This window comes from uncultured Chitinophaga sp., from assembly GCF_937898475.1.
In the GTDB taxonomy this organism is placed as follows: Bacteria; Bacteroidota; Bacteroidia; order Chitinophagales; family Chitinophagaceae; genus Chitinophaga.
Map to the genome: position 1 here is coordinate 1 of NZ_CALEJS010000013.1, position 15,771 is coordinate 15,771.

General features: G+C 49.4%; 8 protein-coding genes. 1 reads left to right on the top strand and 7 read right to left on the bottom strand.

What is annotated here, in order from left to right; all coding sequences use genetic code 11:
* Positions 1-913 precede the first annotated feature (913 nt).
* From Q0577_RS05605 to Q0577_RS05620, 4 genes are all read right to left on the bottom strand, one after another.
* Positions 914-1,183, bottom strand: a complete 270-nt coding sequence (locus Q0577_RS05605; protein ID WP_298733569.1) for a helix-turn-helix transcriptional regulator — start codon at positions 1,181-1,183, stop codon at positions 914-916.
* 31 nt (positions 1,184-1,214) lie between these two features.
* Positions 1,215-1,883 (bottom strand): Vps62-related protein, encoded by a 669-nt coding sequence (locus tag Q0577_RS05610; protein ID WP_298733571.1) that lies wholly within the window; start codon positions 1,881-1,883, stop codon positions 1,215-1,217.
* 66 nt (positions 1,884-1,949) lie between these two features.
* The gene (locus tag Q0577_RS05615) at positions 1,950-2,618 is read right to left on the bottom strand and encodes a Vps62-related protein (RefSeq protein WP_298733573.1); all 669 of its coding nucleotides are present in this window, start codon (positions 2,616-2,618) and stop codon (positions 1,950-1,952) included.
* Positions 2,619-2,787: 169 nt separating this feature from the next.
* Positions 2,788-4,836, bottom strand: a complete 2,049-nt coding sequence (locus Q0577_RS05620) for a glycoside hydrolase family 19 protein (protein ID WP_298733575.1) — start codon at positions 4,834-4,836, stop codon at positions 2,788-2,790.
* A gap of 242 nt (positions 4,837-5,078) precedes the next feature.
* On the opposite strand from Q0577_RS05620, the gene Q0577_RS05625 reads away from it, so the two are divergent.
* Positions 5,079-8,246, top strand: a complete 3,168-nt coding sequence (locus Q0577_RS05625) for a carboxypeptidase regulatory-like domain-containing protein (protein WP_298733578.1) — start codon at positions 5,079-5,081, stop codon at positions 8,244-8,246.
* Positions 8,247-8,316: 70 nt separating this feature from the next.
* Here Q0577_RS05625 and Q0577_RS05630 read toward each other — a convergent pair whose 3' ends face one another.
* Genes Q0577_RS05630 through Q0577_RS05640 form a run of 3 tightly spaced genes read right to left on the bottom strand, consistent with a single transcriptional unit; the run spans position 8,317 to position 15,627 of the window.
* Complete coding sequence (locus tag Q0577_RS05630; protein WP_298733580.1) at positions 8,317-10,848, bottom strand: zinc-dependent metalloprotease; 2,532 nt, start codon at positions 10,846-10,848, stop codon at positions 8,317-8,319.
* A gap of 60 nt (positions 10,849-10,908) precedes the next feature.
* Entirely contained in the window at positions 10,909-12,369 is a 1,461-nt protein-coding gene (locus Q0577_RS05635; protein ID WP_298733582.1) for a RagB/SusD family nutrient uptake outer membrane protein, read from the bottom strand.
* A 12-nt stretch (positions 12,370-12,381) separates the two neighbouring features.
* Positions 12,382-15,627 (bottom strand): SusC/RagA family TonB-linked outer membrane protein, encoded by a 3,246-nt coding sequence (locus Q0577_RS05640; protein ID WP_298733584.1) that lies wholly within the window; start codon positions 15,625-15,627, stop codon positions 12,382-12,384.
* Positions 15,628-15,771 lie beyond the last annotated feature (144 nt).

Here is a 15,771-nt window from a genome sequence, read left to right on the forward strand (position 1 = left end):
ACAAAAGTAACACCTACCTCAACAAAATCATAGGTGCTGTCTACCGCGACCTTACGGAGAAAAGGAGTATGTCTAGACAAAAAAATACAGAAAGTAGCCAGGGATTCAATAAATAACCCACAATGGGGTAATAATGCAAATATTGCTGGAATCCAGATCGGGGGCTGGTAGTTCTATTTGAGTATGGTATATTTAACTTTTTACAGGCATTTATAGGAGCTTCACTTATACAATATATTTGGGGGAATACTTCCTATAAAATACTATTTATTTCCTTATTAGTGGGACCCTCTGCTTTGATAAATCATTTGGCATTGTTTAAGAAAGATAAATACTTAGTTTATTTCAAGGAATTTGAAAAGATGCCAAGAGACGAAAGCAGAAAATGGAGGTGGATATGTTTTTGTTTAATATCAGGAGTACTAGTATTTATTGTGGGAAGTTTTGTGGCTTTAATACATCTATTGTAAGCGGTTGTTATTGAAATAGGTTTTTAATATCAGTTATTATTATGAGAAGATATATGAATAAGGATATAAAGAAATGGTGGGAATCACATAGATTGCAATTTAACATTTATACAGTCACAACAGGTGTGCTTTGCATGGTGCTTATGAAGTTTTTTAATAGTGCTTCTGTGAATTTTTTTATGCTGCCGTTTGGATTATTTTATTTGTTATGTCTTAATGTAATTTATACCTTGTTTTATATTATATTCTATCGACATGCCTCGGATAATAGTGAAAGCTTAAATACCAAGTTCTTTATTAAAGTAGTTGTTTTTGCGGTATTAATGAATGTCCTATCAGGCACATATTGTGTTGTTTCTATACCACATCATTAAAAATAAATTGCGTAACAAAGCCAGGTTTTTTAACCTGGCTTTGTTGTTAATATAGTACTCCTTGCACCTTCATTTAGTAATAAACGCATCAAGCATTGCATATACGTAATTGCGTTCAACTTCAGGTAATTTGGAAACATCCTGAATGCGTTTGATGGACTCATTATCCAGGAGCATATCAGCTTTGCCTGCCAGGTAGTCTAAAGAATCTTCCAGCGCTTCGGAGATTTTTACTGCCATCTCAATAGTGGGACGAATTTCATTGCGTTCATATTTACCATAGACATCTCCGTTAATACCGATCTCCTTCCCTATCTCCGCCTGGAATACCCTTTTCATTTTTTAACCAGCGTTAAACGCTCTCCCCCCGCTATTCCGGCGGCGCCTGTATCCTGTCATTAAAAACATAAATAATACCATTGAAGCTATCATAATTAGGCTGGCCGGTAAATGTCAGTTGCGCAGTATGAACAGCATTCCCCGGTGTGTAAAGCGCAATGCTCATATCTGCGCCAGACCTGCGATCATCCCAGATAAATGCAGGTGTGCCATTGAATACCTGCAGAAAATCTGCCCGTACGCACATATAGTTGCTGAGGCCCGGCTCCAAAAGACCTGCCTGCCCTACCCATCCCAGCGCTACATAACCCGTGGGGGCCACCGGCTGCCAGATGGAGCCTTCGGCATCACTATCCGTACCGGAGGTAGACCACATCATTGTATAACCCGTAGGCGGCAGCAGTACGGGATCATCAGGATCTTCATTTACCGCGTAAATAATATCCATGATCTCAGGATCAAACTCATAACCACTCACGGCATAATCACCGATGATAAAATAGTTCTCAGGGGTGGGCACCCGGTAGATGCTAACGCTGTAAACCGCATCGCTGCCTTTATCGTTCCATATCTCGCTGGGAGTATAAGGACCAGGGCCGCCACCCATCCCGACAACGATATAGGGAGCATTCGAGGCCTCAGCCAGGTCCGGACGACTGGATCGGACAATGAATTTCAATCCGGTTTTTATTGGTTCCATAGAATACTGTTGTACATAATTTGAAATGAGCGAATGAATTTACATATTTAGGTGTAGAGTAGTTATCTAGTACGGTAAGATCTGTACCCTGTCATTAAAATAATATATCGTGCCATCGAAGCTATTATAATTGGACTGACCGATAAATGATACCGGTGCATATTCATTGGAGTAATCCGGCCCATAGAGCGCGATGCTTTTCTCTGCGCCAGACCGGCGATCGTCCCAGATGAAAACGGGGGCGTCCTGGGTTATCTGCAGGAAATCTTCCCGTACGCACATATAGTTGCTGACGCTGGGCGTCGAAAGGCCCGCCTGCGCTACCCACCCCAGTGCAACATAACCGGTAGGAGCCTCCGGCTGCCAGATGGAACCAGCGGCATCACTATCCGTACCGGTGGTAGACCACATCATAAGATAACCCGTTGGCGGAACCAGCAGGGGATCATACGGATCGTCATTTACTACGGAAATAACAGGCAAAGTTACGCTAAGGGGATCATAATCACCCTGGGCATAATCACCGAAGATATAATAGCCCTCCTGGGGATCCACACGGTAGATAGCAACGCTGTACACCGCACCACTGCCCTTGTCGTTCCATACTTGGGTAATGGGGGTACCTGGCCTGTTGCCGGAGTAGTCCACAACAAGATAGGGGCCAGTACTGGTGTCAGCTAAGTCTGCACGGCTGGAACGGATCATAAACTTTGACCCGGCTCTCTTTGGTTCCATAGAATATTGTTGTACGTGATGGTTTGAAATGAGGACGTGAATTTAAGCATTTATGTCCAGAATAGTTAATTAGCTAAAGACTATTCAATGACAAACGCCCTGCATCAAAAAGGCCGCCCCCTGCCTTTATCTCAACAGGAAACGGCCTCTTAAATCTGCTGGCAGCAGCCTACTGCAATCGTACAATTTTGGCAGCACCTACCTTCACGCCCCGCTCATCATTCACCTGCAATATCCATATCCCGGTTGGCACATGGCTCATGTCTACCTGCAACTGCTGCCCGTTTTTACCGGATGGCACATACTGCCGTTGCAATACCGGTTGTCCGCTAACGGCATCCAGCACGACTACACGCAGTTTTTGCGCAGCGGCTGTATTTAACGCTACCTGTAATGTATTACCTGTTACAGGATTCGGAAAAACTTTCAGCGTAACTCCCTTCACGTCATCATACGCCACCGCAGCATTGGTAACCAGTGCAGGAGCAGCTGCACTGCAAATGCTCACAAACTGCCAGGGTTGACCATCTCCTGCGTTTTGATCAGGGCGATCACCCTGTGTCCACCATTTTGCTTTATAGATCTTTCCGTTGTAGGCCACCTCGCTGCCCGCGGTATAGATGCCTCCCTGCGTCCAGCCGGGCACACTGCCGCATGTCTGACCATTACCACCGCCATCTCCGCCATTTCCATTGCAGGTACCTGCTGCCGCCCAGGTAGTGTTGGTACCCGGTACATCGCCCGCACCAGCCCACCATTGATTGCGGTAAATGACGTTGTTATAGCGCACAATGTTACCGGCGCTGGTATAGGTTTTGGTAGCATCCCACAAAGGCAGGTAAGCACATCCTTCCAGTGTCTGGCTGTTCCATACGGCGAATGTAACGGTGCTGACAACGGAATCCTTACCGGGACGTATACCCACTGCCGTAGCGGTATACGACTTATACGCACCGGGCGTCCATTGTACGGAAGTACCGGCTAAACGCTGCCCGTCAATATTGATGAACACCTGTGTGATCTCATTACGCGGATCATTCTTTGCAACACTGAGCGTTACCGGCGACAATGACGTAACGCTTAAAATGCCGTTGGCAGGAGCAGTGAACGACAACGAAGTGATCTTGCTGCACTCCGCATTATCTATCGCAAAACGGCCCATATTGGCGCAACCGCAGTTAACCGGATTGTTACCGCCATCCAGCTCAAGGCTTACCTGTTTCAAACCCGTATAGCGCTGATAATGTCCAATGCGGCTTAGTACTTTGGCGTTCTCTGTTCCGCTACCGCATTCTATACCGCCGTTAATGATATTGACCGTGGCGCCAAAACCTGGCTTAAGGCCAATGGCGGTTTGTTCTGCAGCAGGCGTCCACTTACCGGGGATCATTACATCATGGCAGGATGGCTTGGGATACTGCTGCGCCATCCAGAACCATATCGCTGTCTGGAATGCGATCACACCTTCCTGGATCACTTTCTCGGGATTGGCCAGCAATACGTTCTTATCGCCAAAGATAAACTCACTGGCTTGTCCGTAATTATAGTTATAGCTCAGCTGGATGGGTCCGCGGCCGTGGTAAGATTTACCGGGTGCAGGCGGATACAGTGCATTGTTCTCGTCACGGTAACCAATATTGGAGGTGCCCTCATAGCCTACCTCCTCCCGGAAGTATAAGCCCCAGGCGTATTGTCCGCCGGGCGCAGCAGGCCAGCCGCCGGTAGTCTCCTGCGAGATGTTGGCCAGGAAAGCCATCAGCTCACGCTTGCGGGCCGCCAGATCGCCTTCTGCCGCAAAGGTACCATAGTCTATGGTTGCTGTGATGATGGAAGCAGCGGAGGTGTTAAAATCTGCATCGGTACGGATCACCACCGTTGCACCGGTGGTCTTATCCACCCTGGTAAGCCGGTAGGCATTGGTGCCGCAACGGCGTTCAGAGATGATCTTAATATTAGCCATACGGCGTACCGCTTCCGCGAAATTGGCGTAAGAATAAAAATCCTTTGCAGGTGTATTGGGCAATGTACCACTCCCCGTACGATCGTCGGGGTTATAACGGTGCGGGAAGAACACATCCCATTCTGCAGCCGTCATTACATCCGCAAACTGCTGGGCACGGGCAGAAAAGGTAATTACTAAAAGCAGTAAGACTGCCAGTATACTTTGTGAAAAGCGTCGAGCAACGGAGCTTTTCGGGCAATGAGTAAAGGTCTTCATAGGTAAGTTTCGGTTTTCGGTTAAACGGATGATGATTATTTTGAGCTCAATACTTCCCTAGTCGTTGCTGCGGGCTGTTAGTACTATTGTATGGCAAAAAATAAAAATTACTGCTATCTTTGAGATAGTACTAATGTAGCATACTCTTCTTTACACGGTCCATTGTTATTCTTAAGATGAACTTTTTGTTAACGATTTACGCGGCTATAGTATCCGCGTAGACACCATATTAATTTCGCGCTATGAAAAACGTTGTCAACCTACTATTCTGTAGTATTCTATGCAGTTTTATCAGTATTTCGCTGCACGCACAAACCACCCAGGCATCTATCTTTGGCGTGGTATCAGATGAATCCAGACAGGTGATCCCGGGAGCATCCGTACTGGTGCGCAATGAATCTACCGGCTTTACCAGCCGCACCATCACCAATGCAAAAGGTGAGTACACCTTCAGGGAACTGCCGCTGGGCGGACCTTACACGGTTACTACTTCCTTCATTGGCTATGCAGAACAGAAACAAACAGGCTATGCGCTTAACCAGGGCGATGTGCTGCGGGTGAATGTTGCCCTGAAGTCTGCTTCCGTCAGCATGAACGAAGTAACCGTATCTGCCTCCTCCCTCCGCAACAAAGCGGATAACTTTGGAGCAGCCACCACCGTTACCGCACGCGACATCGCCAAACTGCCGGTGAACGGCCGTAACTTCACCTCGCTGATAGACCTGTCTCCCCTGAGCAGTGGCAACAACCTCTCCGGGCAACTGGGCTCCTCTACCAACATTACCATTGACGGTACTTCTGCAAAGAACCCTACTTCCAGCGCAGGTACCAATACCCGTATCGGCGGCCCTTACGCCATCTCCATGGAGGCGATCCGCGAATTCAAAGTGGTGACCAACCAGTATGATGTAACCTACGGCCGCAGCGGCGGCGGCACTATCAGCACCGTTACCAAATCAGGCACCAACACTTTCTCCGGAAGCGCCTTTATGTTTGCCAGGGCAGATGAATTATCCAGCCCGAATGATATCAGGGGCAACAAACGCCAGAACGATTTCTCTACCTATCAATATGGTTTCTCGCTGGGCGGCCCTATCATTAAAGACAAAGCGCATTTCTTTATAGCATGGGATCACCAGGCGGATGCACGCCCGCTGCTGTTAGCGGATATACAATCGCCTGCAGACGAAAGAAGACTGAATGTTACACAAAGTACGCTGGACCAGTTCCTGGGTATTGCCCGCAGCAAATATGGCGTATCAAACGCTCCGCAGTTCGGCTCCTTCAACAAGAAAAGAAACACAGACGCCGCTTTTGCACGGGTAGACTGGCAGCTGAATGAAAAGAACCTGCTCACCATCCGCAACAACTATATCAATGACCGTGCTCCGTTAGGGCGTGACGACAACAGCGCCATCGAACTGTACGAAGTATATGCAGATGCACATGCCTGGAACAACAGTTTACTGGCCACCCTGCGAACAACGGTAAGTCCGCGGCTGACCAACGAACTGAAAGTACAACACCTCTATACGTTTGAGGAAAGTACACCTGGCGATCAGCTGCCTGCTGAAAATATACCACGCGCTATCGTTGAGCAGGTAAGCTCCAACATAGACGGCAAGCCTGCCCTAACTACCATACAGCTGGGCGGACAACGTTATTCACCGGAGCACTTCTACAACAATGTATTCCAGCTGGTAAATAACGTGTACTACAATACCAACAAGGCAAATTACACCTTCGGCGCAGACCTGATGTACAGCCATATGAATTCCCTGTACGGCAGTGAAATGAATGGCCGCTTCTACTTCAGGGGCATCGAGAAGTTTGACAGCCTGAAACCTTACCGCTACGCACGCGAAGTAGCTATGCAGGATGACCCTAGCGTAAAACAGGGCATCCTGAGCGGGGCTTTATATGCACAGATGCAGACACAATTGTTCAGGGGCTTTGAAATGATTGCCGGTATCCGCGCTGATTACACCACCTACCTGAACAAACCGAATGCTAACCAGCTGGTGCAGGAAGATCTTGGCCTGCAAACAGACCGCTCCCTGCGCACTTTCCAGGTACAGCCACGTATACAGTTCAACTGGGACATCAACGAAAAGCACAGGGACTACCTGCGTTTCGGCGCCGCCATCTTTGGCTCAGACATCAACAACTACGCCATGATCAACAACATGGTGTTTGATGGCACCAAAGTACTTTCTGTAGATGTGCAGGGCGCACTGGTGCCTGCGCCCAACTTCATCGATTACCGTAAGAACCCTTCCAGCGCACCGGGCAGGGACTTGTTCGACAAAGGCGTACCGCGCCTGGCCACCATCAACATGAATGGAAAAGACGCCAGGATACCGGTGGTATACAAAGCGAATATCTCCTACAACCGCCTGATCACCGACCGTCTTAAAATGGGTGTAACCTTCTTTGCCACCATTGCCCGTAACAACTACATGTATGTGGATCGTAACATGGCAGACCAGCCTTACTTCCGCCTGGCCAGTGAAGCCAACCGCGGCGTATACGTTCCTGCCAACACGATAGACACCACCAATGGCGTAGCCAACTGGCTGATGGGACGCAAATCCGATCGTATTGGCCGCGTACTGGAGCTCACCAGCGACGGTAAAGTGAACCAGTTTGCCTTTGTAGTAGATGGTACCTGGCGCTATTATAAAGACGGGGAATTTTCCTTCAGCTATACATGGAACGATACCAAAGACAATACTTCCTATAACGGCGATGTGGCCAACACGGCTACCCTCTCGCTGATGACGCCCGAAGATCCGCGCAACCTCAGCAGGATGAGTTATTCTGACAACCAGTTCCGTCATAAGATCGTGTTCTATGGTACGCTGCCCACCTTCTACGGTTTCAGCGTGGGCGTGCGTTACTCAGGTATTGGCGGCACCCGCTACTCGCTGGCGGTGAACGGCAATGTGAATGGAGACTTTGTCAGCTCTAACGATCTCGCCTATATTTTCGATCCGAATGATGCCAGTGTTCCGCAGGCCGTACGCGATGGTATCCAGGCCATACTGGATAACCCGCTGGCGGATCAGCGCCTGAAGGATTATATCACTAAGAACAAAGGTAAGATCGCAGAACGCAATGGCGGTGTGAACGGCTTTTATGGTGTTTGGGACCTGCGTGCCTCCAAGAAGGTTTTCTTTGCGAAAAAGGCACAGTTCATTGAGATCTCAGCTGATATATTCAACGTAGCCAACCTGCTGAATAAATCATGGGGCGCTACTAAAACACTGGACAAACAGAATATCCTGAACTTAAGGGATTTTAACCCCGGTACCTTAAGCTATGTGTATGCGGTGAATGCCAATACAGGAGTGATCACACCATCCGGTAATCCCTGGCAGTTACAGCTGGGTATCCGGTATGGGTTCTAAGGCTGCCTGCTTAAAATAATAATCCCGGCTACCAGAAGGCAGCCGGGATTTTCCTTTTGTGTCAACCATTCTAATTTACCTTTACGGGATGTAACGCCGTATTCAATCTTTCGTATAAATCCTGGAGGTGTTCACGTGACATGGTCTCCGCTACCAGCAAAGAGGCCCTTTGCATACCGGCCGCCAGTCTTTTAGCATGTGCCTTTACTATTGAAATACCATCATTGCCGGCGCTCAGGCCGCTCTTCTCTGCCATTGGCGGCAGTAAAGTGATGAGTTTTTCTACATAAGCTTTTTGCAGGTTCCGTCTGAATATACTGATGGGTTTATGTGTTGTCAGTTCAGAAAAAATACCTGCCTGCAGATCCTGCAGCATCCCGGCAGCCGTGTACACCTTGTGCGGTGCATACTCCTGCTGCTGCAGCATGCGGTTGATCAGTTTACCATCCATCAGTGCAGACAGGATCTGTTGCTGTACGGCGGCTACCATACTGAAGCCTGCATCAGTGACGGCAAACAATGCCGTGTCGTTTAACCATAAGGGTGTGGTGAACAGCTGCTCCTGCAAAAACGCCATGGCCCTTTTCTGTGTGGCTTTCGGCGTAATTTCATACACGGGGCCCGGCTGCTCCACTGTTTTAGGCGTGGTCAGAATGCCGCCAATGTTGGAGGCCACATGCCCCATATAACGCTGGTATTGCGTCACCAGCTCCTTATACATCTCTCCTGCCTTATCATAGTTCTCACCGGGCTTGCGCGTCCACTGCAGCAGGCCGGCTTCTATCCGTTTCAGGTTCTTAATGCCGTAGGCGCTGGCTTTCATGGCATCATCCCCCAGGTCTTCATTCTGGTTGCGTGGGTCCAGCCAGGTTCTGGGCTCCCAGGGAATTCTTTCAATGCCAAATGTGTATTGTTTACCGGAGGCGAGCTTACTGACCACCCAACGGTTCAGGGTATCCCGCTCTTCTTCGGCGCTCTTTGCACCGGGAATGTAACGGTAGCCCCATTCAATGGCCCATTCATCATAGGCGCCAATACGGGGAAAGATGCCTTTCTCGCCGATGTGATCTTCCGGTTGCGCTACATAGTTGAAACGGGCGTAGTCCATGATAGAAGGCGTATGGCCATGCGCTTCCACCCATTGTTTATTACGCAGGCTGTCTACCGGTACCGTGGCCGATGATCCGAAATTATGCCGCAGCCCCAGCGTGTGCCCTACCTCGTGAGAAGAAACAAAACGGATCAGTTGTCCCATCAGCTCATCATCCAGCTGCAGCTGGTGCGCCCTGGGATCAATAGCGCCTGCCTGTATGAAATACCATTTGCGCAGTACATCCATCACGTTATGATACCAGTTGATATGTGTTTCCAGTATTTCGCCGCTGCGCGGATCTTTGATGCTGGGGCCCATGGCATTGGCGATGCTGGATGGTTTATACACCAGCACGGAGTGCCGCGCATCTTCCAGGCTCCAGCTGCTGTCGTTCACAGGTGCTTCTTTACCGATGATGGCATTTTTGAAGCCGGCCTTTTCAAAAGCTTTCTGCCAGTCGTTGATACCCTGGATAAGATAGGGCGCCCATTTCCGGGGCGTTTGCGGATCGATATAGATCACGATGGGATGTGCGGGCTCTACCAGTTCACCGCGCCTGTAACGTTCCATATCTTCCGGTTTCGGCTCTATTCTCCAGCGCCAGATGTTGCTCTTTGTTTTCACGCCCTGGGGGTTGGCGTCAAAGTCGGTAAACTCATCTGCAAAGAAACCTACACGGGGGTCAAAATAACGCGCACGCATGGGTACTTTCGGCAGCAGCACAACAGAGCTGTTCAGCTCAAAGGTGAAAGTCTTCGTGGAGCCGTCCGGTGCGGGGCGGGTGCTGTAGGTCTTCACGGCTTTTATCTCGATGTTCATCGGGAATGCTTTCACACTTTCGATATAAGACCGGTCTGTTGCCTGCATGGTTAAGGTAGTGAGGTGCTTAACAGCAGGATCAAAGAACAGCACGGAATTATCGCCGTTGATATAGTCCGTTACTTCTATCACGCTGCTGCCAGCGGTATCATTCAACGCTTTGATGGGAAATGCCGCCTGTACGGGTTGCATATTACTGTTGGCCACAGAACGATAGAGCCCGTTGGCAGAGCTGTCTGCTGCACGTTCTTTAAACGTGACCTTCTTCAGGAATATACGGTTACCCGGTACTTTCTGGAAGCGGATCACGGACTCGCCGATCTGGTCGCCGGGAAAGCTGAACATACCACCGGGCAAACGCAGGTCTGCCGGCGATTTGGCGATACGGCCCACTACCAGTATATCGCGTTCCAGCAAAGAGTCGGGTATCTCCAGGAAATACTTCTCATCTACCTTATGCACTTTAAAGAAACTACGGCCCGTAATGGCGGTGGAGGGAATGATCTCCCTGTAAGGCTTCGGCGCATCCGGTTTGGGCGCCAGCAGCGCCTTTACCAGGGCAGAAGTATCCACTTTCTTACCGGTAGTATCTGTTTTTTTGACGGCATCTTTCTTCTGCGCCATAGCGGGCAGCACGAAGAGTATCATACACAGCAGCCATGCTCCTGTGCTAAAATGTTTCTTGCACATGAAATTGCTATTATAAATATTGGGTTTTGCGTTCAGGCAACAGGTATAGGGATAAATGTATCAGCTCGGATATCCCGGGTTCTGTGTCAGGTTGCGGTTGATCAACAGTTCTGCCTGCGGTACAGGCAGCAGCAGCCAGTTAGTGTTCCATACCCCGCCCTTCTGCGGTGTTACCACACTCATTACCTCGTTTGCCTTGCCGCTTCTTTTAAGATCAAACCAGCGGTGGCCCCATTCCAGGAAGAACTCTACCTGGCGTTCATGGAGGATAGCAGCCAGCAATGCTTCTTTTGTAGTTGCGGTGACAGCAGGCAGTCCGGCCCTTGTTCTTACAGCATCCAGGTCGGTTTGTGCGCCCGTTAAGTTACCCTGTTGTGCGCGTGCTTCTGCCCTTATGAGCAGCTGTTCTGACAAACGGAGCACCGCCAGGTATTCTGTGCCGGGCGTTTTATCCCTGTACTTGCGGGAGTACCAGAAGCTGCCCCCCGGTGTGGTGGGGGTGGCTGTTACATCATTGCGGCCCACCCATACGCTGAGGCGCTGATCTCCCGGCTCAAATGCATTTACCAGGGAGGCAGACATGGTAGCGGTGCGGAATGCATCCGGGCCGGAGGCTGGCGTAAGGGTATAATAATCGATATCAAGATTGGCAAAATTCGTAGAAGCGGTGAAGGCCAGCTGCCAGATCGCTTCTTTGTTGTTGGCTAAAAAAACCTTCAGCAGGTCTGTTTCCAGCTCATAACGGCCGTCTGCTATCAGCGAGCCCGCAAGCGCTTCCGCCTGCTGCCAGTTCTGTACGTACAGGTACACCCTGGCCAATAATGCAGTGGCAGCCTGCTTATTGGGGTGTGCTTTATCTTCTGTAAGATTGCCATCGCCTGTCTTATAGTCGTTATCCAGTAGTGTCTGGGCCTCCTGCAAGTCGGCGATGATCTGTTCGTACACTTTTGCCTGCGGGCTCCGCGTGATAGTGTTATTGATGACGTAGTCAGTAGTAAGCGGCATGGGTATATCACCAAAAAGATTGGTGGCATAAAACAATAAAAAGGCACGCATGAACTTTGCTTCTCCCAGCAGCCTGTCTTTTGCCGGCTGGCTAAGCGTGCCCGATTTACTGATGCCTTCAACAGCGGCATTGCAATTATACAATGCACCATAGAGGCTGTTCCAGAAAGGAGTAACAACAGCTGTGTTCTGCAGGTTGTTCTGGTAGTACTGCTCCCTGGTCACATTACTGGCGGCATGGTTCTGCAGCTCATCTGCATACAATCCCATCAGGTAGGGAATGCCGCTGGTGCCTTGTGTTAAAGCGGTATTGGCCGACATGATCTCAGCATAGATACCGGTTACCACCGCCGAAGCCGATTTATCTGTTGCATAAGCGGTAGCGCTGGTAATACCTGATATGGGCGGATCTACCTGCACAAAGCTTTTACAGCCGGTGAAGCCTGTTATCAGCAGCACGCTGACAACGGAAAGATACAGGAGCGAAGTATGTATAGATGTCGTTCTCTTTTTCATGTTGCATGCTTTTTACAAAGTGATCTGGAAGCCGCCGGTGTACTGACGTAAAGGCGGCAAACTGGATGAGTTCAGGTTCTCCGGGTCGGTATTCCTGTAACTGGAAATGGTGAGCAGGTTTTGTCCCTGCAGGTATACCCGCAGGCCGGAAATGCGCCATTTAAGTAATGTTGCCTGCGGCAGCTGGTAAGCGAGAGAGAGGTTCTGCAAACGCGCATACCTGGCATTTGCATAAGCACGTGTACTGCTCAGCACATTGCCCTGTGCAAAGAAACCCAGCAGGCTGGTGGTATAACTGCGGATATCGGTAATATCACCGGGCTGCCGCCAGCGTGCCAGTACATCGGTGGTCATATTCAGCATAAATCCCGGCGGAAACATTTGCTGCTGTGCAAAAGCACTGTAGCCTGTTCTGTTCATGAAGCTGAACAGCACATCCAGTGAAAAGCCTTTGTACTGGAATGAGTTATTCAGTCCCCCGAAATACTTCGGCGTAAGCTCGATAATGGCCGTTCTGTCTGTTGTTGCATTCGGTGTTGTTACGATACTGCCTTTGCTGTCATAAAAAGTATACTGGCCTGTTTGCGGATCAACGCCTGCAAAGTTGTATACCCGTACAATATCAACAGGCCGGTTGAGCAGATATTTGCTTTCGTCTGAAGATCCCGACAAGTTGGGGTATTCAACCAGCTTGTTACGGTTGGCTGAAATATTGAAATTGGTGCTCCAGGTAAAATTCTTTGTACGGATATTGGTGGTGCGTAATGTTATTTCCAGTCCCTTATTCTGGATGGTAGCAGGTGAGTTGCGGTTGATACCTGAAAAACCCGTTACGTTGGAAAGTGTATAACTCAGCAGCTGATCAGAACCGCGGTTCACATAATAGTTCGCCTCCAGGAAGATCCTGTCTTTCAGAAAACCAAGCTCGATACCGCCTTCCAGCTTTTTGTTCAGCTCCCAATGCAGGTCTGGATTGTAAAGGCGGCTGGCCGACAGGCCCTGTGTATTCTGGTAAGCACCTGCGGATGAATAAAGATCATAAAAGTTGTAGTCCCCTATCTGGTCATTACCCGTAGTACCATAACTGCCTCTCAGCTTTCCGAAGCTCAGGAAGGAAACATTGTTCTTAATGAAAGCTTCTTCTGTAAAGATCCATCCCACACCTGCTGAGCCAAAGAAATGAAACTGTCTGCCCGGACCAAACCTGCTGGATCCATCATAGCGGCCGGTAAGACTTAGGAGGTACCGGTTGTTATGGGTATATTTTATACGGCCAAACGCCGCATTATAATGATATACTGATTGGCTGAAGCCACTGATGCTGGTGGTATTTGCAGCGGCGGGGTTCTCCAGCAGGGCATCATCGCTGAAACCCACCGCGCTGATGTTCTGGCTGTTAGACTTTGTGCTGTTGAAAGTGGCCCCTGCCAGGGCATCCAGCACACCTTTACCAATGGCAATGGTGTAAACCGCCTGTGGTTCTATTGTCCAGGTATCTGTATTGAACTCACTGAAATCGCTTTCACTCACGTTATTGGGATTGGACAGCTGATTGGGATAGTAGTATGTAAGGGGCGTTCCCAGGAACTCGTTGATATCTGAATTATTATATCCCAGGGTGGTTTTCAGTTCCAGTCCTTTCAGGGGGCGATAGCTGATAAACGCATTCGCTACCAGGTTATGCCCTGTTTTCTTATAGCGTTTTTCCAGCTCTGTCAATGGGTTCCTGTTGGTACCAAACTCGTAATAGTTCAGGGATCCGTCCGGGTTATGCACCGGCGGCGCATTGGGAGGCAGCAGCAAACTGGTGGAAGAAAGATCTACCGCGCGTATGTTGTTGAAGTTGTAACTGTAGTTGCCTGACAGCTGCACCATCACTTTCTTGTTATTGGTTTCCGTGGTAGTGCTGAAGTGCATACTGGCACGGCGGTCGGCGCCATCGCCCAGCATCACGGAAGTCTGGCGGTGATAGCCGCCGCCTATCAGGAAGGTGGTATTGCCTGCACCACCGGATATACTTACCTGTGCATCGTTCACATAGGCTTTCTTCTTCAGGAAGTATTTCTGCCAGTCGGTAGAGCGGGTGCTGTCCCATGTGCCGTTAATGTCATAGTCTGTAGGCAGTATCGGCAGGCCATCATTCCGTTTGGCTTCATGCCGCATTTCCAGGTACTGCTGAAGGTTCAGCAGCTTTGGTGCGGTAGCGGCAGAAGAAAAACCGGAGTACATATTTACATCCACTCTTGTTTTGCCGGGCTTTCCCTTTTTGGTGGTGACCAGTATAACGCCGTTAGCGCCCCTGGATCCGTAAATGGAAGTAGCATCCGCATCTTTCAGCACATCGATCCGCTCAATATCGGCAGGGTTGAAATAATCGAGGTAGCTGCCTCCGCGTAAAGTTTGGTTCAGCAATGACAACCTGTTGGAGGGATAAGGCACGCCGTCGATGATAATCAATGGCTCATTGCCATTCAGGCTGTTGCGGCCCCTGATATTTATGTTAAAGCTGGAGCCGGGCATACCACTGTTCTGTGTAATGATCAGGCCAGGTACCCGGCCCTGTAAAGCAGACAATACATTGCTCACGGGATTACGCTGAATCTCTTCTGCTCGTACAGTAGCCACATCGCCCGTGTTGAAACGTTTACTGGTACGGCCATATCCTATTACCTGCACCTGGTCAAGATCATTGGTGGAGGGGCTCAGGGGGATGGTCATCACCCTGTCTGGAATGGCTTTTACGGTTACTACGCCAAAGCCTGTATAGGTGATCACCAATGCATTCTCCGCCTGGTCTGTTTTCAGCTCAAAGTAACCGTTGATATCTGTCTGCGTTCCTCTTTTGGTGCCTTTGATCATCACGGTAGCACCGGGCAGCGGCATACCGGTGATATCAGTAACACGGCCCCTGAGCAGTATCTGCGGATCTGGTGGTTTTACTGCAGATGTTGTTGTTGCGGGAGTTTCGCTCCGTGTGATGATGATCACGTTATTCCTGATCTCATAACGTAAACCGCGTTCGGTGGTGAGCTTTTCGAGCAGGGCATCTACCCGCATGTCTTTCACCTGCAGGGTAACCGGCGCGGTATATTCTGTTACGGCAGGACTTAACAGGAATTCGTGCCCTGTCTGGACGCTGAGCATTCTGAACACCTGTGCGATGGGGATGTTCTTTACATCCATTGTTACCCGCTGGCCAAAACTTTCAGCGCTTACGTGCAGCGAGGCAACTAAAATACAGGCAATGATCAATTTCATAATCAGCAAGCATTTAATAAGCGAAAGATTTCGCATACCTTTACCAGGTACAATCCAGTTCATACGTTTGTACATTTAGGGATTTACGGAAAAATGTTTCAGGCATTGCAAGTGATCCCGTATCAGCGGGCCCTGATTGCCGTC

Excerpts from the sequence above, each read along its gene's own strand:
- Q0577_RS05605 (WP_298733569.1), bottom strand. The coding sequence starts at position 1,183 with ATGAAAAGGGTATTCCAGGCGGAGATAGGGAAGGAGATCGGTATTAAC.
- Q0577_RS05610 (WP_298733571.1), bottom strand. The coding sequence starts at position 1,883 with ATGGAACCAATAAAAACCGGATTGAAATTCATTGTCCGATCCAGTCGT.
- Q0577_RS05615 (WP_298733573.1), bottom strand. The coding sequence starts at position 2,618 with ATGGAACCAAAGAGAGCCGGGTCAAAGTTTATGATCCGTTCCAGCCGT.
- Q0577_RS05620 (WP_298733575.1), bottom strand. The coding sequence starts at position 4,836 with ATGAAGACCTTTACTCATTGCCCGAAAAGCTCCGTTGCTCGACGCTTT.
- Q0577_RS05625 (WP_298733578.1), top strand. The coding sequence starts at position 5,079 with ATGAAAAACGTTGTCAACCTACTATTCTGTAGTATTCTATGCAGTTTT.
- Q0577_RS05630 (WP_298733580.1), bottom strand. The coding sequence starts at position 10,848 with ATGTGCAAGAAACATTTTAGCACAGGAGCATGGCTGCTGTGTATGATA.
- Q0577_RS05635 (WP_298733582.1), bottom strand. The coding sequence starts at position 12,369 with ATGAAAAAGAGAACGACATCTATACATACTTCGCTCCTGTATCTTTCC.
- Q0577_RS05640 (WP_298733584.1), bottom strand. The coding sequence starts at position 15,627 with ATGAAATTGATCATTGCCTGTATTTTAGTTGCCTCGCTGCACGTAAGC.